Annotated in this window: 17 protein-coding genes; 8 read left to right on the top strand and 9 right to left on the bottom strand. The window is 32.3% G+C overall.

Annotation, left to right across the window (positions count from 1 at the left end; translation table 11 throughout):
• Positions 1-18: 18 nt before the first annotated feature.
• Positions 19-300 (top strand): DUF427 domain-containing protein, encoded by a 282-nt coding sequence (locus tag D1818_RS10670; protein ID WP_118458780.1) that lies wholly within the window; start codon positions 19-21, stop codon positions 298-300.
• A gap of 25 nt (positions 301-325) precedes the next feature.
• Here the strand turns inward: D1818_RS10670 and D1818_RS10665 are convergent, their stop codons facing one another.
• From D1818_RS10665 to D1818_RS10655, 3 genes are all read right to left on the bottom strand, one after another.
• A complete protein-coding gene (locus D1818_RS10665) occupies positions 326-622 on the bottom strand; it encodes an isoamylase early set domain-containing protein (protein WP_118458778.1) in 297 nt (98 codons plus the stop codon).
• 211 nt (positions 623-833) lie between these two features.
• On the bottom strand, positions 834-3392 hold the full coding sequence (locus D1818_RS10660) for a T9SS type A sorting domain-containing protein (protein WP_118458776.1): 2559 nt from the start codon (positions 3390-3392) through the stop codon (positions 834-836).
• A gap of 314 nt (positions 3393-3706) precedes the next feature.
• Positions 3707-4777, bottom strand: coding sequence for an aminotransferase class V-fold PLP-dependent enzyme (locus D1818_RS10655; protein ID WP_118458774.1), 1071 nt, complete (start codon positions 4775-4777; stop codon positions 3707-3709).
• A 79-nt stretch (positions 4778-4856) separates the two neighbouring features.
• Between D1818_RS10655 and D1818_RS10650 the strand changes: the two genes are divergently transcribed.
• The 7 genes from D1818_RS10650 to fabD all read left to right on the top strand — a co-directional run bounded on the left by D1818_RS10650 (position 4857) and on the right by fabD (position 15396).
• Positions 4857-5801, top strand: coding sequence for a dihydrofolate reductase (locus D1818_RS10650; protein WP_118458772.1), 945 nt, complete (start codon positions 4857-4859; stop codon positions 5799-5801).
• An 8-nt stretch (positions 5802-5809) separates the two neighbouring features.
• Positions 5810-6661, top strand: a complete 852-nt coding sequence (locus D1818_RS10645; protein WP_118458770.1) for a fructosamine kinase family protein — start codon at positions 5810-5812, stop codon at positions 6659-6661.
• A gap of 169 nt (positions 6662-6830) precedes the next feature.
• Positions 6831-9146 carry a cellulase family glycosylhydrolase gene (locus tag D1818_RS10640; protein ID WP_118458768.1) on the top strand — a complete coding sequence of 772 codons (2316 nt, stop codon included), beginning with the start codon at positions 6831-6833 and terminating at the stop codon, positions 9144-9146.
• A gap of 93 nt (positions 9147-9239) precedes the next feature.
• Positions 9240-11594, top strand: coding sequence for a T9SS type A sorting domain-containing protein (locus D1818_RS10635; protein ID WP_118458766.1), 2355 nt, complete (start codon positions 9240-9242; stop codon positions 11592-11594).
• Between the two features lie 129 nt (positions 11595-11723).
• Positions 11724-13697, top strand: coding sequence for a tetratricopeptide repeat protein (locus D1818_RS10630; RefSeq protein WP_162897272.1), 1974 nt, complete (start codon positions 11724-11726; stop codon positions 13695-13697).
• Positions 13681-14436, top strand: a complete 756-nt coding sequence (locus D1818_RS10625) for a LytTR family DNA-binding domain-containing protein (protein ID WP_118458762.1) — start codon at positions 13681-13683, stop codon at positions 14434-14436. Before D1818_RS10630 ends, D1818_RS10625 begins: the two co-directional genes overlap by 17 nt.
• A gap of 78 nt (positions 14437-14514) precedes the next feature.
• Positions 14515-15396, top strand: a complete 882-nt coding sequence (fabD, locus tag D1818_RS10620; protein WP_118458760.1) for an ACP S-malonyltransferase — start codon at positions 14515-14517, stop codon at positions 15394-15396.
• 82 nt (positions 15397-15478) lie between these two features.
• Here the strand turns inward: fabD and D1818_RS10615 are convergent, their stop codons facing one another.
• The 6 genes from D1818_RS10615 to D1818_RS10590 all read right to left on the bottom strand — a co-directional run bounded on the left by D1818_RS10615 (position 15479) and on the right by D1818_RS10590 (position 21398).
• Positions 15479-16366: a haloalkane dehalogenase gene (locus D1818_RS10615; protein WP_118458758.1), complete on the bottom strand. Its 888-nt coding sequence runs from the start codon at positions 16364-16366 to the stop codon at positions 15479-15481.
• 135 nt (positions 16367-16501) lie between these two features.
• The gene (locus tag D1818_RS10610; protein ID WP_118458756.1) at positions 16502-17023 is read right to left on the bottom strand and encodes a hypothetical protein; all 522 of its coding nucleotides are present in this window, start codon (positions 17021-17023) and stop codon (positions 16502-16504) included.
• 10 nt (positions 17024-17033) lie between these two features.
• Positions 17034-17933 (bottom strand): alpha/beta hydrolase, encoded by a 900-nt coding sequence (locus D1818_RS10605; RefSeq protein ID WP_147406105.1) that lies wholly within the window; start codon positions 17931-17933, stop codon positions 17034-17036.
• Positions 17934-17940: 7 nt separating this feature from the next.
• Positions 17941-18447 (bottom strand): TlpA disulfide reductase family protein, encoded by a 507-nt coding sequence (locus D1818_RS10600; RefSeq protein WP_158596899.1) that lies wholly within the window; start codon positions 18445-18447, stop codon positions 17941-17943.
• 43 nt (positions 18448-18490) lie between these two features.
• On the bottom strand, positions 18491-19765 hold the full coding sequence (locus tag D1818_RS10595; protein WP_118458750.1) for an amidohydrolase family protein: 1275 nt from the start codon (positions 19763-19765) through the stop codon (positions 18491-18493).
• Positions 19766-19958: 193 nt separating this feature from the next.
• Positions 19959-21398, bottom strand: a complete 1440-nt coding sequence (locus D1818_RS10590) for an ankyrin repeat domain-containing protein (protein ID WP_118458748.1) — start codon at positions 21396-21398, stop codon at positions 19959-19961.
• Positions 21399-21440: the final 42 nt, after the last annotated feature.

The raw sequence follows: 21440 nt of genomic DNA, 5'->3' as shown, positions 1-21440 counted from the left end.
AATTAAAAAATTAAAAATATGAAAGCAATTTGGAATAATGAGATCATTGCAGAAAGTAATGATACAAAGGTGATTGAAAATAATCATTATTTTCCACCTGAAGCGATTAAAAAGGAATTTTTCACATCAAGTGAAACTCATACTAATTGCCCTTGGAAAGGAGTTGCATCGTACTATACTGTTACAGTAAACGGGAAAGAAAATATGGATGCAGCTTGGTATTATCCAGAAACTAGTGATCTGGCTAAGCAAATAAAGGGATACGTAGCATTTTGGAAAGGAATTGAGGTTGTAGAATAGTGGCTACAACCTCAATATCTTTTTATTAAAGTACAAGTAAACTATTCTCTGCAGCAGCAAAATCGTTCCACTGATATCCATCAGCTTCAGATTCATTAGTCCATTGTCCATCTACAACATATTTAAATTCGAATTTTTGATCCTTCGGTAGGTTCAAAGTTCCTTTAAATGTGCCATTTTTTAATTTCTTTAATACCGTAGCTTCAGTATTCCATTCATTAAATTCTCCTGCTACACAAACATTAATTGCTTCTTTTGCTGGAACTGAAAAAGTAACTTTACAGATTGGCTTTGATTTTAAGTATTGCTTGGTTATTGCCATAATTTTAGTTTGTAATTAGTTTTCTGTTAATAAATTCAGGTTAAATTAGTGTAAAAGATCAAAAAAGAAAAGAGTAAACCGTCAGATTTTCAATAATTTAATCAACATTTAACAATTAAATATTAACGATAACGATGTAGTTTTAATAACCTAAGCATAGTGTTAGAATACTCTAATGATTTTAAAATAGTATAGCGGTATCAAAAAACTACTAATGCTTGACCATAAATCGTAAGTTTTGAGTTTCTTTTTTATGGTAATCGACAGATAATATATACAAACCGTCGACTAAATGTGAAACTTCAATAGTATTCCCATTACTCATAAGCTTTTTAGAATCAATTACCATTTGTTTTCTTCCTTGCAAATCGTAAATATTAATTGCTACAATTTTGTTAGTGTCATTAACAGATTTTTGTATAAAAATTTCTTTGCTAACAGGGTTAGGAAATAGTTTTATATCCTCTTCATTAGTAATAACAAAGTCTCTATTCACTTGATTATCTACATCAATTAATTTCCATTTGGTACAATTACCTGTATATCCTTGAGATACTTGTGTAATAGGAATGGATTCATCATTAATTGCAGAGCACCCTTGCGATCTTATCCAGCTGCTTGTTTGTCTATTTTGGATTCTAAAATATCCTTCTTCATCTGTGGCTACTAATTTCCACTGTTCACACCATCCGAAAGAGCCTGGACCTACTTGAACTATTTCAATGGAATCATTCGAAGTATTACTACAATCTTTTGGTCGGTATCTGCCATTTGTAGCCTTGTTTTGTAGAAAGTAATATCCATCATCTGTTGGGATAAATTCAAACATTGTACAATTTCCTGTATTGTTAGTAGAAGTAACAACTAATGGAATGGTTTCGCTATAATCATTAGAACATCCTTCTGTTCTTACCCATTGTTTGTTTACTTTATTTTCTAACCTCCAAAGTTTACCAGTAATATCGATTTCATTATCCTCTCCTTGCCACCATAAGGCTCCAAAATTTTCTATTTGAGAAAAATTACGTGGTTTAACCCAAGTTGCATAAATAGATCCAATAATATTTTCTACACCTTCAGAAGCGGTTTGCCATTGATTAAAGTTTGTATCGACATCAGCATCATAAAATGCACCTACAATCTGTTTAAAACCTAAATCAGAGAAAAACTGAAGTGATTTTGTACCTCGATCTACAATCTTTTGACCTTCCCACCAGGTAGCAAGTATAACCTTTTCAGGATTGACAGTAACCCATGATTGATCTAATGTGTTGTTAATTTGATAATAATTAGCAATGGCATTATGTTCCGGATCGATCATATCGCTCCAAAAATAATATGATGCATCTGGTGCGACTTCAAAAAGATCTTCAAAAGCGTGTTCTATACTAGTAGCTAGAGCAGTACCTGAATTTCCAATTTGTGTATCTAATGGTTCCCATCCACCTGTTCTTATTTCTGAATAGTTAAGTAAAAATCCATCCGGTTGAAAATCATTATAAAGTTTTTGATGTATGGTACGCATTCTATTATAGATTTCAGGATGATTCCAAGAAGCAGATATTTGACCACTTGCAGTTGGGAGCCCGTGATATCCAGTTATTTTTACGATGTCACCTTCTTTTATGTTTACACCGCTATTAATTATAATTTTTGGAGGTGTATGATGTGTGTCAAAAGAACCAGCAAATCCTGATAATCCTAGTTTAGGGTCCGTAGGAAGTTCAACATCATTCCCAAATTGAAGATTTTGACCATTGCTTTTTGAGATACTAACGGGAAGATCATCTCTATTAATCCAATTTAAAGAAGGAGTATCAATAACTTCAATATCATCCCACCAAATACTTCCATTAGTTCCTCCAAACAGAGATAAGCCTAAATTAACCTTTGTAGCATTTAGACTGTTAAAAGCAATCCTCATTTCTGTCCAATCTATCGTTAAGTTATTTGGACGATTGAAATATGATCTTCCACCATCTGATTTTAGTAATGAAAATCTAAGATTCGTAAGGTTTCGATCTTTATTGTTATCATCTCTAATAATTGGCAATAAGTTCGATGCACTTAAATTTTCTGTTTTAATCCAACACCTTAAAACATATTGGTGGAATGGCTTGACATCGAAAGTTGTAATAATTCTCGACATTTGATTGTCTCTTGCATCTGCTCTAAAAGACGCATTACCGCTTCTTTTTGTATTAGTGTCAATAAATGTTCGTTCTCCTGGTGCATCCTGAAATTGCCAACCATCTGGACGATTTTCTGATGAATTCTCGAATCCTCCATTTACTAGATTAGAAGAAGAAACGGGTATTAGTTCTCCATTAGAAGCAATGAGTTCTTGATCTGTGATTGGGTATGCTGTAGTTAAATTAGGATTGGATGCGATTAGCGAACTTGCAAACCCCATAGAAATAGTAATAAAATGTAATTTCATTCCTCTTTCCTTAATTCCGTCCACTAATATCTGGATTCGTTCATCCCATCTGGATCCTGCTGTTCCATTTAGACCATAAGAGTTTAATTTGGTATCCGAATATAGTACGGTATTTGCTCCTGCAGCTTTAGCCCGATCTATATATACAAATAAATCTTCTGGAGTATCTACGACTAGATTAGCAGAGATATGTAATACTTTATCTTCTTTGCCAATAACTTTTGCAAGTATATCATTTGAGCTCCTATTGGGTATCTGTGTTTCTTGTGAAGTGGTTAAAAGAGCGATAAATAAAAATAAGGATGTGAGAAATAAGTTAAGTTTTTTCATAACATTTTTGTGTTTACGTTTTAAGAAATTGGTTAATCTATTTGGTTATATTGTTATAACAAGAAAGATACTTCTTTGTCTGTATATGTTTGGATACCAAAACAATATCTGGTGAATACCAATTTGTCGTTGTCTGTTATAATTTTGTGGTTGGGAATCAGTTTATAACGACTGCTTAAACACTTTAAAAAATTATGCCATTTTAGAGATTCTAGTAGGAATCATTAATTACGTATTTTAACACGATATCTATTTGTGTTGCCTTTCTACAAGTACTGTAGAAAAAGCGTACTCTTTTTGTAAAGAAAATCTTTTTAAATATTGGCTAATAATTTATCGATATCCTGGATTGTATTGTAAAAATGAAGACTTATTCTAATACCACCTCCTCTAAGAGAGGTAATAATATTTTTTTCTTTTAGTGAAGTGAATAGCTTTTGATCTCCCTTTATATTGAAAATAGAACTATGATTGTTTCTTTCTAAAACGTCTTTTTCCAACAGGTTTAAATTTGCTAATTCGGTTTTAGCGTAATTGCTTAACTCGTTTACATGTTCTTCGATTACAGAAAGTCCTATTTTGGATAAAAACTCTAGAGAATATAGTAAACTTCCGAAGCTGAATGTGTCTAAGTGCCCGCATTCATATCTGGCTTGTGAGCTTGTGTATGAAGAATCATAGTCGACATCATCAGCTGCTTTTTTATAATTTTCAGGAGTAATTTGATCCAAAACACCTTCTTTAAATAAAATAAAACCATTTCCATAACCGCCTAATAACCATTTATAACCACTACATCCCAAAATGTCGATTCCTGATGTATTAAAATTAAAAACCTTAGTCCCGCAAAATTGAGTGCCATCTGCAATGAGTAACAAATCAGGATTTTTAAGTTTTAATTGTTTCAGAAAATTAAGATCAACAGCAATTCCGTTAATGTACTGTACTAAGCTAAAAGCAAAAACATCGGGTGCGTGTTTTGCTATCGCTTCCTCAATGTTTTGTTCTAAAGATGCATTTACTTCAGCATAGCAAATCTTAAAACCTTTATTGATTACCGAAAAGTTTACAGAAGGATAATCCTCATCCAATAGCAACACTTTTTTGTTTTTTTCTAATCCGTTTAGAATGGTATTGAAGCCCAAAGAAAAGTTAGGAGTTAATATTGTGTTCCGTGATTCGTATCCAAAAAAGTCCCCAACTGATTTTCTTACACTATTTAAAAAATCTTGTTGTTTATCTCTGAAGATACTTCCACCAATAAGAAAATCAAGATCATGCTCTTGTCTATACTCTAATAAAGAATCATACAATAATCCAGAGGATGCTGTATTTAGATAAGTGTTTTGTGAAAGTACGGGAAATTCTTTTCTTAAATTCTTCATAAGTTAGTTTAGGGCTTTTTGGCAAAACCTTTATATTTACTAGCGCATATTAATCAAGCATTACTAAGGTACTATTAAAATGTTTTCAAAAAGAAAAGAAACTCCACAAATTGATCCTGTACAGCGAGAATTGTATGAACATGCTCGTAAAAGGATCGTTCAAAAGAAAAGATTATTTCAGCATTTTATCGTTTTTTTAGTTGGTTCTGTTTTTTTTGTTATTCTTAATTTATTAATCGGAGTTGGTAAAGAGATTACTTTTTTTGGCTTAAACTGGTATATTGTAGCAATCGTTTGTTGGGCATTTCTTTTTGTACTGCATTTTTGTAACGTATGGTTATTTCACAAGTTTATGGGAGCCGAATGGACAAGTAATCAGATGGAACGATTAATAGCTAAACAAAAAGCAGAAATTGAATTAATTCAGAAAGATGTAGATCAAATGTATCCAAAAAATGAATTGATCAAAAAGAAAGAAGAGTTCATAAAACAAAAACAGCCAAAAATTATAGAGAAGCCTTTGGTGACTAAATCCGAACAAATGATTACAATGATTGCTGCAGCTGGAGAAAATAATGCTTTAGGTAAAGACAATGATCTGGTTTGGCATTTACCTGATGATTTTAAACGTTTTAAACAGTTAACTACAGGGCATCATATCATTATGGGGCGTAAAACTTTTGAATCCTTTCCGAAGCCATTGCCAAATCGAGTACACGTTGTAATTACAAGAAATCAGGATTATAAACCTGACGGTGCGGTTATTGTACATTCTATGGATGCAGCCTTAGAAATAGCAAAAGATGATCCACAACCATTTATTATCGGCGGTGGAGAAATTTATAAAATTGGAATGGAATATTCTGATTGTATAGAGCTTACTAGAGTACACGGAACATTCGAAGCGGATACTTTTTTTCCTGAAATAAATCCCGAAATTTGGACAATTGAAAATAAAGAACTTCATGGAGCAGATGAACGACATGAGTTTGCCTTTACCTATTTAACGTATAAGAAGAAGTAAACTTCACATTGCTATCGAAACAAACAATAGAACACTTTGAGGATCTACTTTGTGAAAAAGTAATAAAAATAAGAACGCTGTCTGGAGGTGATATTAATGAGGTTTATTTATTAATTACTCAAGTTAGGAAATTAGTTGTCAAGCTTAATCGTGTATCTATGTTTCTGGGAATGTTTGAAGCAGAGGCAAAGGGACTAGAAGAATTAAGGAAAGCAAACATTTTTACTATCCCGAAAGTACTGCATTATGGGAAATACAGTGATGATGCTTTTTTACTATTAGAATATATTCGATCCGGAAATCAAGTAGAAGATTTTTGGTCTTTATTTGGAGAACAACTGGCGATCTTACATCAGAATAGTAGACCATATTTTGGTTTTGAAAGTGATAATTACATTGGTAGTTTGCCTCAGTATAATACGGAGTCGCATTCTGCAGTGGATTTTTATATCGCTCAGCGGTTGTCTCCACAATTTATATTAGCTGAGAAAAAAGGTTTCTCTTTTCATAACCTTGATAGCTTTTATAAAAGTATTGAATCCGAAATTCCAAATGAAGCTTCAAGTTTAATTCACGGAGATTTATGGAACGGTAATTTTATGATTGATCATAATGGATTTCCTTGTTTAATAGATCCTGCTATAGCTTTTGCTCCTAGAGAAATGGATATTACTATGATGCACCTCTTTGGAGGTTTTAATCAGGAATTGTTTGAGGTGTATCAAGATATTTTCCCTCTCGTCGAAAATTGGGAGGAAAGAATTGCTATTTGGCAATTGTATTATTTGTTAGTGCATCTTAATCTGTTTGGCAGTTCATATTTAAAACAAGTACATTCAATCATAAAAAGATATTCTTAGAATGTTTTATGTGCAATCTATAAAGCACTGTTCTTTATATCTTTCCTAAATCGTATTGTGAATTAAGAGTGATCAGCTATTGATTCAGATTGGTCATTCATAAAATTGGGTATTTCAGGACATTATATTACACTCTATATTAGTTGTCTAACACAAATTAATCTTAATTATGAGAAAATTAGACATACTAACTACTTTAATGATGTTATTCATGGTAGCCCAACTAGTATCACAAACAATTGTAGAAAGGCATGGGCAATTAAGAGTAGAAGGAACTAAAATAAAAGATAAATGTAATAGGAATACTCAATTAAAAGGAATGAGTTATTTCTGGCATCAATGGGAAGGTGGAGAATATTGGAATAGCAATACACTAAAATGGCTGAGAGATGATTGGAAAGTAGAAATAGTGAGAGCAGCAATGGGTGTTAGAGGAGGTGGTGGAGATTATATTGATGATCCTGTAGGTTCGGTGAATCAGGTTAGAGCAGTAGTGAATGCAGCCATTGAGCATGGGGTATATGTAATCATTGATTTTCATGCCCACCCTAATTATAAACAAGAAGCTAAAACTTTTTTTAGACAAATGTCTAAAGAGTATGGAGCGTATCCGAATATTATCTATGAAATATGGAATGAACCTATTGGTGAATATAATAATCACGTAGGAACTTGGAACGAAATAAAAAGTTATTCTAGAGAAGTCATTGCAGAGATCAGAGCAAATGATTCTAATAATATTATTGTGGTGGGAACTCCATTTTATTCCCAAAGAGTTGACACTGCCGCGGATAATCCTTTAACCACAGATAGTAATAATAATCCAGTAAGTAATATCGCATATACAATTCATGCGTATGCAGGAGCACACAAGCAATCATTGAGAGATAAAGCAAATTATGCGATCAATAAAGGGTTAGCATTATTTATGACTGAGTGTGGAAGAGTTGGCACTAATTATGGTCCTAACAACAATCTAGATGCTGCAGAATGGAATCGTTGGGAACAATGGATGGACAATAATGATATTAGCTACTGCAAATGGTCTTTGAGTAATAAAAATGAAATCAGCTCCTCTTTAAATAGGTCAGCAAGTCCAAACGGTAATTGGAATTATAATAATGATCTTACTGCAGAAGGAAAATGGAATAGAGATCATTTTAGGTTAGTGAATATTACTCCATCTGCTTGTGACGATACAGGAGGAACGGATGAGGATATAATCAAATCACTAATTGCTCCAGATCAGGTAATACAAGGAGGTAAAGCTTCTGTGGAAATAGCCTATTCCTCAAGTACGAATAGAGATCTAGTAGCTGTATTTCAATTAAATAAAAGCCCTTATACCGTGTATGGGTCAAAAAGAGTAAATGTTACTGAAGGTTCTGATAATATTGAACTAGATATTCCAATTAATGCGAATACTCCGATTGTTAATGAAGATTATAAATTTCAAATTTTTATCACACCACAAGGAGGTGATTGGAACCAAAGGTTGCATACAATTTCTAAAATAAATATCGATTGTGTCGAAAACACTAACAATCCATTAAACGTGGTAGTTAGAGCAAAAGGAACCAACAATTCAAAAATTGAAGTGCGTTATAATGATACATCAATTGATAATGCTGTAACGCTTACTAATAGCTTTGCTAATTATAGCTTTTCAGTTTCTGAGACTTCAGGAAATTTTAAAGTAGCTTTCATTAATGATGATACTGGGAGAGATGTAGAAATTGATTGGTTAGAAATTGGTGGAGAAAGAATTCAAGCAGAATCCAGAGAAGAAAATACGGGAGCTTGGGATGGAACTTGTGGAGGAGGAAGTTTTACACAAGCAATTCATTGTAATGGATATATCAATTTTGGAAATGGTAATAATTTAAATCAAAATGGAACTATTGAAATAGGAGCAAAAGGAAATTGCGGAGGAGAAAAAATGCAACTGTTAATTGACAACAAAAAAGTATCGGAATGGTCATTAGGAAATAATATTTCGGTGTATACATATGAAGGATACAAAAGTAATCAGAATATAAAAGTGTCATTTGTAAATGATGGTAACATAAATAATTGTGATAAAAATGTATATGTAGATTGGGTTAAAGTATGTGAAACAAGATATCAGACAGAAAATGTAGCTTCTAGGAATGGTTGCGGAAATTCAGAATGGTTATTCTGTAATGGTAATTTTGATTTCGGAAGTCCTAGCTGTGATAATAAAAAACCAAATGAGGGTATTCAGAAAGTTTTTGATATGTATCCAAATCCGGTTACTAGTAATAAAATTACCATAAAAGGCTCTGAACTTTATACCATAGCAATTTACAATATGGAAGGAAAAAAGGTTAAAGAAGAAAATAATATTTCTAATACTAGTACCATTATTACAGCACATCTAACCAACGGTTTGTATCTGCTAAAGATGTATGATCATACTACGAAGACCATTGAAACTAAAAAAATAATTATAGATAATCGTTAATTAATTATGCTACAAAAGAAATACTGAGCATAAATACCTGCTCTGTATTTCTTTTTATTACCAGCATATACAAGGTTTACAAAATGTCAGATTATGAAAAAAATAAAATTAGCGATAATGTTCTGTCTGCTATGCGTGATTTTCGCAAATGCACAGAAAACATATTACGTAAGCTCTCAAAATGGGAATGATAATAACTCAGGACTTGAACAAAATATAGCTTTTGAATCAATTCAGAAAGCAGTTAATTCTGTAAATGAAGGAGATACTGTAAAGATTTTACCAGGAACCTATACAGGAGGAAGTGATAGTCCTTGGAGTGAAATATTTATGTCTATATCTGGATCAGAAGGAAAGTATATTACCTTTTCTGGGGTGCCTGATGCACAAGGAAAATTACCCATAATAATTTCAGCTTCGGTGAAGGGGATTGATTTACTAGGATCCTCATATGTGATTATAGAAAATTTAGAGTTTATTCCGGATAATGAAGATGTAAAAGGAATGATTGATGATCCGTCATTTGGATTAGAGCTCTGGAGAGCAAGAAGAGCTATTGGTATTGATAATGGTTCTCATCATATTATTATCCGGAATAATTATGTACACGATTTTCCAGGAAATGGAATTGCCATTGGAGGATCCGAAGTAGTTTTGATAGAAGGAAATTTGGTGGAACACTGCGCGTTTCAAAGTCGTAATGGAAATAGTGGTATTTCATCTTATCAACCTGCAAATTTGAACGTAAATAGCTTTCCGGAGTATCCGAATCACAGAATCATTTATAAAGATAATGTTTCAAGATACAATGTAAATCTAAGAGGATTTCTTGGAGGAGGTAATAGAATTACAGATGGTAATGGAATTATCGTTGATGATCATATCCAAGATCAAAAAGAAAACGGGATTCCTTATAACAGCAGAACCCTTTTGATCGGAAATGTCTGTTACGGTAATGGAGGTCAGGGAATTAATGTGTTTTCTAGTGATAATGTGGATGTTTATAATAATACGTTATTTGACAATGCACAGAGTACACGTATTTCTAATCCTGCGTATCCAATTGCTGTGGGTGATTCTCAATTATCAATTGGAAGAGTAAAAAACGCTCGCGTTAAGAATAATATTTTGTATAATTCCAATGCGTCAAAAACTACGATATCACGATATCAGGACGAAAATATAAGCTATGATCAAAATATACATTGGAACCTAACTGGAAATCCAGAACCTTTAAGTTCCAATGATCTTATAGCGGACCCAAAATTGAAAAGTATTCAGGCATTAAATGAATCACAAACTAATTTATTAGCTACTACATCTAATCCATTTAATATAAATGGGGCTTCAGCAAAATTATTTACTCCCACAAAGAATAATAATTTTCCAATTCATGATATGAGTTTACAATCTAGTAGTCCAGCAATCGATACTGGTGTTAATGTGGGATTTGGAGCTATTATTGGATCATCAATAGATATAGGGGCAAAAGAATTTGATGGAACAATAAATTCAATAGAGGACAAGATTATTGCTTCATCAGTACCTGATCAGGTTCAACCTGGACAAGAAGTTCTTATAACAATATCGTATGAAGCAAAAGAGGATAGAGATATATCGATAGTTTTTCAATTAGACTCAAATCCTTTTACCGTATACAAATCTAACAAAACTAGAGTTTCAGTAGGGAGAGGAACAATAAATATACCGATTTCTATACCAGAAAACACTCCTATTGGGAACGATAGATATCAGTTTCAAGTATATATTGCTCCCATTGGAGGAAATTGGAATAATCGATTAGACAACCTTAACAAACCTAATATTGATTGTGTTTCGGGTGATTCAGGAACCACCGGAGTTTTAGAAGTAGGAGCAAAAGGAAATTGTTCTGGTGAACAAATAGAAATTCTTCTAGATGACCAATCGGTGGCTCAGTTTACGTTAACTAATAATATCGAAGTTTATCGCTACACGGATTATAAAGAAGGTCAAAATATTAAAATAGCTTTTGTAAATGATGATAATAGTGTTTGTGATTTTAATGCTTATATCGATTGGATTAAAATTTGCAATACTTTATATCAAACTGAAGATTATTCTAGTAGAACAGGATGCGGTTCTTCAGAATGGTTATATTGTAATGGGAATTTTGATTTTGGTGATTTGTCTTGTGGTCAAAACAGAAGAGGAGAAACTAAAATAGAATCAATAGTAGTATACCCAAATCCAGCTCAGCATGCTCTTTTTGTAGAGAATACAGAAGGTCAATCGCTTTTAATAAAAGTTATAAATGTTGAAGGAAGAGTACTTAAATCGTTTAGATTAGAAACAAATGATATTGCAACGAGCATTGATATAGATGATCTCCCTAGTGGAGTGTACTTAGTGAATATCTTTTCAATAAAAAATAGAGAACAAAAAACAATTAAAATTTACAAAGAATAAAACTTGTAGCCATATATTTAATTTAGATAAAGCAGATGTCGAACTAGATCATTTGCTTTATCTATTGTAATTTGATTTTGAGAAAATTACTTCGGTTCATAAAGAAACACTTATAATATCAAGTTGAAATTGTATAATAAACATTTATATTGGTTTTTTTTACTTTCTGCTATAGTAGCGATATCACAGGCTCAAACTAAGAAGAGCGTTGCTAAAAGAGATAGTTTATTAACTATTTATACTATTTGTGAGGATATTGAACAAGCCAAGGCGTCTTATGGTCTCAGCTTGTATTACAAAGATGTAGATATGGATACTTCTTTACAATATGCAGAAACGGCTAAGAAACTATCATTATTACATAGAGATTATGGTTTGTATGCGCGTAGCTTAAAACGACTAGGTGTCATTTATATGTATTCTGAGGATGCGGACTTAGCTCATAATTATTTTAAAAGAGCGAAACGTATCGCAAATGACGAGAAAGATTATTTTCTGATTGCAGATATTCAATCGGATATAGGGTTATTATACCAGAGAGGAAGTGATTATAAAGAATCACTTAGTAATTTGATGGAAGCTTATTATTTTTTTAAGGATAAAGAACCTTCTGTAGAAAAACATAAATCGCTAAATAGACTTGGGATTTTATATTCTAAACTAGATAAAAATAATAGATCTGTTGATATATTCACTGAAGCATTAGACGTAGCAATATGTCTAGGTGAAAAAGATAGAGAAATTACCAGTTATATAAACCTAGCAGTAATACAAACCCAGTCTAAAAATTTCGAAAGCGCTATTATTTTGTATAAAAAAATATTAGATAAGAATCTAGATGATAATCTCACATATCAGAATCAAAAGAGAACCTGTTATAACAATCTAGCATTTAATTATTATAAAATAAAGCAGTATGATTCTAGCCTTATTTATGCTAAAAAATCCTTGAATATTAAACCTGATAAATTATTTGATAGCCGGGTAGCTCAGACATATCGTACTTTGGGGAATGTATATTTGGATATAGGTGATTATAAAAAAGCAGCATCTAATCTTAATCGAGCATTATCCATAGCAGAAGAATATAATATTAAAACAGCCATCATTGATGCCTACAAAGATTTATACAGGTATCATAAAAAAACAGAAAACTATAAAGATGCCCTTGCTTACTATGAAAAATTCACTTCATTAGAATCTAAGTTGCTGGACAATAGTTTTTCTGAACAAATATCGAAAATTGAATCTTCCAAAGTAATTGAGCAAAAAGATGTAGCTTATGCCTCTCTATCAAAAGAGAAAGCAGAAGATAAAAAAGAATTCGAGTCTGATATTGGAAGGATTATTTGGATAATGAGTATCATTTTAATTATTATCTTAATTACCGTTGTGTTCTATATATATAGAAATAGATTGTATTTAGCAGAAAAACAAAAACAAATTTCGATAATGAAATTATTTGCATTACGATCACAGATGAATCCTCATTTTATCTTTAATACAATAAATGGAGTACAAAACTCCATATTGAAATCAGATAAGTTTAATGCTTATAACTACCTGAGTAAATTTTCTCAATCTATTAGGTTGATTTTGGACAATTCTAATGATTCGTTTATCAGATTACAAAAAGAATTAGACCTAATTAAGGTATATGTGGATTTAGAAAAAATACGATTCAGAAATAAGTTGGATTTTACATTAAAAGTAGACCCTATTATCGAGGAACAAAACCCTTATGTTCCTGCAATGATTTTACAACCAATTGTAGAAAACTCTATAATCCATGGCATTAGTAATAAACCTGAAGGTGGTCATGTTTCTTTAATTATAATGGCTTCTAATGATAATTTAAAAGTTATAATTGAAGATAATGGTATTGGAAGAAAAGAGGCTCAAAAGATCAAAATGTCGAAGCCAAAGGGCTTTATCGGAATTACTTCAATAAACACAAAACAACGAATAGAAATTTTGGCAAAATTGGGATATAAAGATGCTAGATATTATTTTGAAGATCTTTTTGATGAAAATGATGAGGCAAAAGGAACTAGGAGTATATTAATTCTGCCATTAAAGAATATGTATGACAAAAATAATTAACGCAATTATTGTAGATGATGAATTAAACGGAATTGAAAACTTGCAATCTTTGATTGTAACATTCTATCCGAAAATTCAAATATTGGGTACAGCCCAAACTTTTACAGAAGCTCAAATACTGTTAGAATCATATGATGTTGACGTAGCTTTTTTGGATATCCAAATAGGTACTAGAAGTATTTTCGAGTTTTTAGAAAAATTCGACAAAATAGATTTTGAAATAATTTTTATGTCTGCTCATAATCACGCTTTGGAGGCTTTTAAATTTATGGCATTAGATTATCTTCTAAAACCTATTGATATTGATGATTTTAAAAAATCTATAAATAGACTTCTTGAAGGTTTGGAGAGAAGATACTTTGCTAATAATGCAAAAGAATTGATAGAACAACTTAAGCTAGAAAAAGACAAGTTTAATAAGATTTCTATTCCCACTTTTGATGGTTATGAAATTGTTTCTATAAGTTCAATTTTATATTGTTTGGCAGATGGTAGTTATACGCAGTTGACACTTAAGGATAATAAAAATATTGTTGCTTCACAGAATTTAAAATATTATGAATACTTGCTAGAGAGTTTTGGTTTTTTGAGGATTCATAATTCTAGCTTAATCAATAAAGATCATATAACTCGTATTAGTAAGTCTGATGGAGGTTTTGTTGTAATGGATAATGGTAAAAAACTATCAATTTCTAAAACAAGAAAAGTGGATTTTTTTAAAAGTTTTAAAATTAAATAGGCTGTTTAAAAACATTTTTTAGATGAATTACTTTTGACATTTATACTTACTTTTGTTAAAATTTTAAATACACAATACATGAACGCATATGTTTTTCCAGGTCAAGGGGCTCAATTTTCAGGAATGGGTCTGGATTTATATGAAAATTCGGAAATCGCAAAAGAACTTTTTGACAAAGCCAATAATATTTTAGGTTTCGAAATTACTAAAATCATGTTTGAAGGAACTGCTGATGAGTTAAAGGAAACAAAAGTTACTCAGCCGGCGATATTTTTGCACTCTGTTATTCTTAGCAAAGTATTAGGAGATAGTTTTCAACCAGATATGGTAGCAGGTCATTCTCTTGGTGAGTTTTCTGCTTTAGTGGCTAACGGAACATTAAATTTTGAAGATGCACTTAGATTAGTTTCTAAGAGAGCATTAGCGATGCAAAGCGCTTGTGAATTAAAACCTTCTACAATGGCGGCAGTGTTAGGATTAGAGGATGAGGTAGTAGAAAAAGGATGTGAAGAAATTGACGGAGTAGTAGTGGCAGCAAATTATAATTGCCCTGGTCAATTAGTAATCTCTGGAGAAGTAGAAGCTATAGAAAAAGCTTGTGAATTGATGAAGGAGAAAGGAGCTCGTAGAGCATTGGTACTGCCGGTTGGTGGTGCTTTTCATTCACCATTAATGGAACCTGCAAGAGAAGAGTTAGCGGCGGCAATAGAAGCAACAACGTTTAATACGCCTAAGTGTCCAATATATCAAAATGTGACTACAACAGCTGTTACTGATCCAGAAGAAATTAAAAAGAATCTGATTGCACAATTAACTGCTCCTGTAAAATGGACGCAAAGTGTACAAAATATGATAAAGGACGGAGCAACGTCTTTTACAGAAGTTGGTCCTGGAAAAGTTTTATCAGGATTGGTGAAAAAAGTTGATAGATCAATGGAAACTATTTCTGCTTCGATCTAAAATAGGAAAAGACTAAAGATAGTAGAACCTCGAAGTTGATTAAGCTTTGAGGTTTTTTTATATCATATATAAAAGCGTTTTGTTATTTAACTCTTAATTCATCTTTCATGAATTTATGAATATACTGTGCTATTTCTTCACCTTTCTCTTCTTGTAGAAAGTGTCCTGCATCTTTAATCTTGATTTTTTGCTGCTCTTTTGCGGTAGGAATTAGTTTATAAAAGAATTTATCCAATCCTCCAAGAATCTTATCCTTATCCGAAAATAATACCAAAGCAGGTTTGTTCCATTTAGAAAGAACATCTCTTGCTTTCTGAATTGGTTTAACTGCAGGATCATTTCTATTAGCTGGAACTAATAAAGGAAAAGCAACGGCTCCTCCTTTATGCTTTCTATTTGGAAAAGGTGCATCATAAGCTTCGAGAACTTCTTTTGATAGTTTTTGGAAAGAACCACGCTTTAGGATTGTGCTAATAGATAATGATGGATGATACTTTGCGTACATCCGCCAGATCTTAAAGAAGAGTGACATTTTTTTACCTACTGGTAAGAAAGTATTTAATACAACAACTCGTTTAAATCTCTCTGGATATTTTGCTAATAAACTTAACCCTAACATACCGCCCCAATCTTGCACAACTAGCGTAATATCGTTGAGGTCTAGTTTATGAATAAAATGTTCTAAAGATCTAAAATGAAGATCGAAAGTATAATTTTTCCATCCCACAATTTTATCTGATTTACCAAACCCAATAAGGTCTGGAGCTATAAATCGATAGTCTTTTAATGTGGGGATAAATTTTCTGTATAGATATGACCAAGTGGGTTCTCCATGAAGCGCTAAGATTGTCTCGCCTTTTCCCTCATCTATGTAATGCATTTTGAAGTCGTCAAAATCAATGAAATTTTCCTGATATGGAAAATCTTTAATAGCTTCGAAACGAGTGAGATCTGTTTTTAGAATTTGCATGTTATAAATTTTATTAGCCGTTTCTCGTGATTATAACATATTCGTCGTGCAAGATCTTATTTCCTGAATTTATATATTAAAAAAATTATTAATTACTTGTTGTTTTTTATAAGAAAGATCAATATTTAAAAAAGATTAGTGGGCGCTATTATCACTTTTTTTGGCTTTAAATTTAGTTTCTAAATAGACTTGTTTCCATTTGCTATCTACATATTCTCCAACCTTAAAATTGTAAGTGTGATCATTTACATATTCCCACATATCAGTCACGATTGATTTTCCATATTGATATTGGTAGATGAGGTTTTTTCCATCCACTGTAATAGCTCCTTCTGTTACGCCTCCAAAAATATCAAACTCCCAGAATTTAATGGTTTTCGTTTCTTTATCAAATTTTCTAATACCGTGGTTACGCCATCCGTATTTTGTTTGTTTTGGATCAACAAACCCTTTGGATCTTGTAATAACTAATGTGTTGTCTAGGTCAAACTTAAAGATGGTTTCTTGCTTAAATACGGTACCATCTCCCCATTTACCTTCAGCCTTCCATTTTTTCCCGATCAAGTTTTTAAATATAGAAAGATCGGTTTCTTGGCTCTGGGTAGATATAGAAATAATAACTATCAAAAGAAAGATCTTAAAGGTCTTTATGGTCATCTTCTAAATTTTATAATTTATTAGTAAATAACCACTCAATTGCCGAGGTAAAATGTTTTTTCCAAAAGGCTTCGTTGTGTTCACCTTCAGGATCGATAATCATGTGGATGTTTTCTTTAGGATGATTTGACGAAAGGATTTGAGTATGCATCTTTTCAGTGTTTTCTGTCATTCCTTGTCCTTCTTTTTTGCCAACCAATAAGAATAGTCGAGCTTCTTTAGGGATAGGGTTATTTTTAGTAAATGTAAAAACATCGTCAGAATACCAATAAGAAGGAGAAAAGATCCCTACTTTGTTGAAAATTTCAGGGTATTCATAGATTGCATAGTGAGAAATCAATCCACCCATAGAACTTCCTATAATTGCAGTATTGTTTTTATCGGCTAATGTCCTGTAGTTATTGTCTATATAGGGTTTAATTTGATTTACGATAAACTTCATATATGCTTTGCCTTCCGCTTCTCCAAACTGTGAGTTTTTCCACGGACTAAGTTCATTCATACGTCTTTCTGCTCCATTATCAATCCCAACAACAATGAGCTCGATATCAGATGTTTTTGCTAGTTGGTTAAGGCTTTCGTCTACTTCCCATTCTCCGGAATATGAGGTGTACTTGTCAAATAAATTTTGTGCGTCATGCATATAAAGCACAGGGTGTTTTTTATCAGATGTATGGTAGCTAGGAGGGAGATAAACTCGAATCTGTCGGTTACGATCTAAGCCAGCTATCTTGAATTGTTTTTCTACTACTTTTACATTAGACTGTGCAGTAGTTTTTAACGTAACCGTATCTGTTATGAGTTGCCTTGCCTCTTCTTTTTGTATAGTTCCAGAAATTTTTGATGCTTGATTCTTACATCCTATAATAAATATTGAAATGAGTATAAGATAAAGATATTTGGTATTCATTTTTTTATTAATTAGAATAGGTTTTTGATAATAAATTATCAATTTGTGTAAAGGAATATTTTCCTATTAAGTCACCTTCGGGTGAAATCAAAAATTTAGCTGGAATTTCTGAAACCCCATATTTTCTTGCAATATCCGATAACAGAACAAATCGGTTTTGATTTACAATTTGATTCTTCCACGTATACCCGTATTTGTCAGCCACTTTTTTCCAAGATTTTAGATTCTTCTCAAGCGCAACAGTAACTATAGTAAGTTGGTTGTTATGTTTTTTATAAAGTGCTACCAATTCAGGGCTTTCTTTAAGACAGGGAGCACACCATGAACCCCAAAAATCCAACAGTACATATTTCCCTTGTAGATTTGATAACTTAAACGGGGTACCATCAATAAGAGTCGTTTCAAAATCTGGAGCTAAATCTCCTTTTTCGGCTGCTGAAAATTTTGTAAACAAATAGAAGATCCCAAATAATATGATTACTCCAAGAATACTATAATTCAATATCTTTTTCACAATTACGAATCTTTTGGGAACTAATCTACAGGCTGGTTATAAATTACTGTTTGTAAACTTTACCCTCTTTCATTACAAATACTACATTTTCCATAGTCTTTATTTCTTCGGTAGGATCTCCATTTACTGCTACTATATCCGCTATAAAATCTGGAGCTATTTGCCCTAATTTTTTGCTCATATCCAATACTTTAGCATTTACGATTGTAGCACATTGTATAGCTGTTATAGGTCGCATACCAGCTTCTACCATATACCCAAATTCTTTAGCGTTTTGTCCATGCTTAAAAACTCCGGCATCAGTACCAAACGCTATACGAACACCTCGTTTATATGCTTTCTTAAAAGTGTCTTGGATCTGAGGTCCTATTTCTAGCGCTTTAGGAACAATAACGTCTGGATAATATCCTTCAATGTTTGCTTTTTCGGTTACTTCTTTTCCAGCTGTAATGGTAGGTACTAAATAGGCTTTCTTTTTTTTCATTAAATCCATAGTCTTAATACTCATTAATGTTCCGTGTTCGATTGTTTTGACACCGCCATTAATAGCACGCTGCATTCCTTCATCTCCATGTGCATGAGCAGCCACGTGAAATCCATAATCTTTGGCAGTTTTACAAATTGCCTTTATTTCGTCTAAAGTAAATTGTGGATTAGAACCACTTTTGGCAACACTTAGCACTCCTCCTGTCGCAGTAATTTTAATGAGATCTGTTCCATTTTTATACCGTTGTCTCACCGCTTTTTTTGCATCTTCTAAGCCATTTACCACACCATCTTTTGGTCCTGGATCTCCAATAATAGTTTTTTTGCTTCCATTAGTTGGATCTCCGTGGCCTCCTGTGCTGGATATGATCTTTCCGGCTGTAAAAATTCGTGGTCCTATAATTTTTTCCTGAGCGATTGCTTTTTTTAAAGAAATATTAACTCCACTTCCTCCAAGATCTCTTACCGTAGTAAAACCTGCCATTAATGTTGCTTTAGCAAACCCAACAGAGTTGTAGGCAACATCTGCATCATTATGGGTGTAACGCTCTAAATAGGCTTTTGGGTTGGATTCACTCTCCATATGTACATGCATATCGATTAGCCCTGGCATAACGGTTTTGTTTTTAAGATCAATAATGATATCATTACTCTCTCCCTCGGTATAACCGATCTCTACTTTTGTGATTTTATTGCCAGAAACAACAACTGTTCTTTCGGTTAGAATTTTACCAGTTTTGGTGTCGATTAATTTTCCGCAATGAAGATAAGTGTCCTGAGCAAAAAGAGTAGTACTTATTAAAACAAAAATGAAGGTATAAAAGAATTTCATAAGCTTATAAATTGTGTGTAGTTGTTTGTGAATGAATTTGTGCTAAATTATAAGATTAACAATTTAAAATAAAATACTGTAATTGATGAAAAATTATGATTTCTTTTAGAAGAATTTGCCGTGATACTTCCTTTTAGGTATAAAACCAGTTTTCTGTTTAGGGCTTTGTTTTAAGATAGATTTTGTCGAGATGCTATAAGTATTTTTTTTGTTTTAAAAATTTAACCATTCCCATCGGTATTTCTTTTCTGGGAATTTTCCGCAAAGGCTTTGTTTTTGCTCCATTTTTGACTAGTAGATTTACAATGTCTTTTTGGTTTTCTCTTGCGGCATAACATATAGGAGGTTCTATATAGATACCGCTTTTAAGTTCCAAAGAAGCTCTTGCATCAATAAGAATTTCCACCTGTTCTATTTTTTTATTTTTTATAGCATGACATAGAGGTGTACCAGTTCGCAGAGAAATGAAATTAACATCAGCGCCTTTTTTTAGTAAATAATATATTATTTCTAAATCGTCATTAGTAGATGCCATACTTAACGCAGTCGTATAAAGGAATGAGTTTGGGTCTTGAATGTAATCAATATTGGCTCCATGTGTAATTAACAAGTCGGCAATCTGTATATGTTTGTTAAATAATGCTGCTTTTAGAGGAGTGTTTCCTAATGTACCTGTTACATTAGGAGAAATACCCGTGGATAGCAGTTTAGATACTGTGTCATATTCCCCTTTATTACAGGCAAATATAAGTTCATCTGTTTCACTTAATATTGGAATTATTTTTTCATCTACAGTAGAGTGTATTTGTGCTTCTGTTGTCTCGGTGACTTTTTCTTGATGAGATTCTTCAAAATCTACACCTGTAATTTCCCAAAATAGTAATGATTTTTTCTGACGTTCTTTTTGTGATAAATAAGCTATGCTTTCTTTGAAATATGAACGTAATGAAGAGTTTAATTGTTCTACATACCTTGTGTCTTTTTCTTTTTTCTTTAATGATAAGGTAGCCATAGTATAAGCAATTAATTGCTCTGGTAAATATCCTTGATTGGTCATTTTCCATCCAAAGCCATTGTCTATTCCAGATTGAAAAACAAATTTGGAATTGCCAATAAAAATTCCAAAACCATATACGATTGCAACAAGATCTGTAAGATGTTCATCGTTTGTAGTGATTCTTTTTTCACCCAATAATTTTTGATGTGCTAGTTCATGACTTATTGTAGCAATTAGGGACTCTGTTTTTTTTAGCTGTGATTTCTCTATACTAATGATGATTTTATTGTTGACTTTTTGATAAGTTCCGGCGGCGCTTTTCCACCTACCGAAATTATCAGCTGGTGTTGTTAGAATACTTCCGTCTTTTTGATATATTGGTTGATCCGAAAAGAATTTTAATTCAATCGGAATATCACCTAAGTTCATGGTGGTTTTGATATAATCTAAAATATAATATGCATCAGATTCATTTTTTTTAAACTCATAATTAGATAAAAAGGTTTCCGGAGAAATCGTAGTCATTTTTAAAACCTTTTCTAATCCAATGCTATCTTTTAGAAAAGTAAGTTTCTCTTCTATCCATAATTGATCTTCAATCGTTACTGGTAATTTTATTTTTTTTCTCCAAAACATAATTGGTAATTGTATTTAGGTGAATTTAGATTAACATCAAGA

This window comes from Aquimarina sp. BL5, assembly GCF_003443675.1.
GTDB lineage: Bacteria > Bacteroidota > Bacteroidia > Flavobacteriales > Flavobacteriaceae > Aquimarina.
The sequence above is the reverse complement of the archived record's forward strand: the minus strand, read 5'-3'. Positions and strand labels throughout refer to the sequence as shown.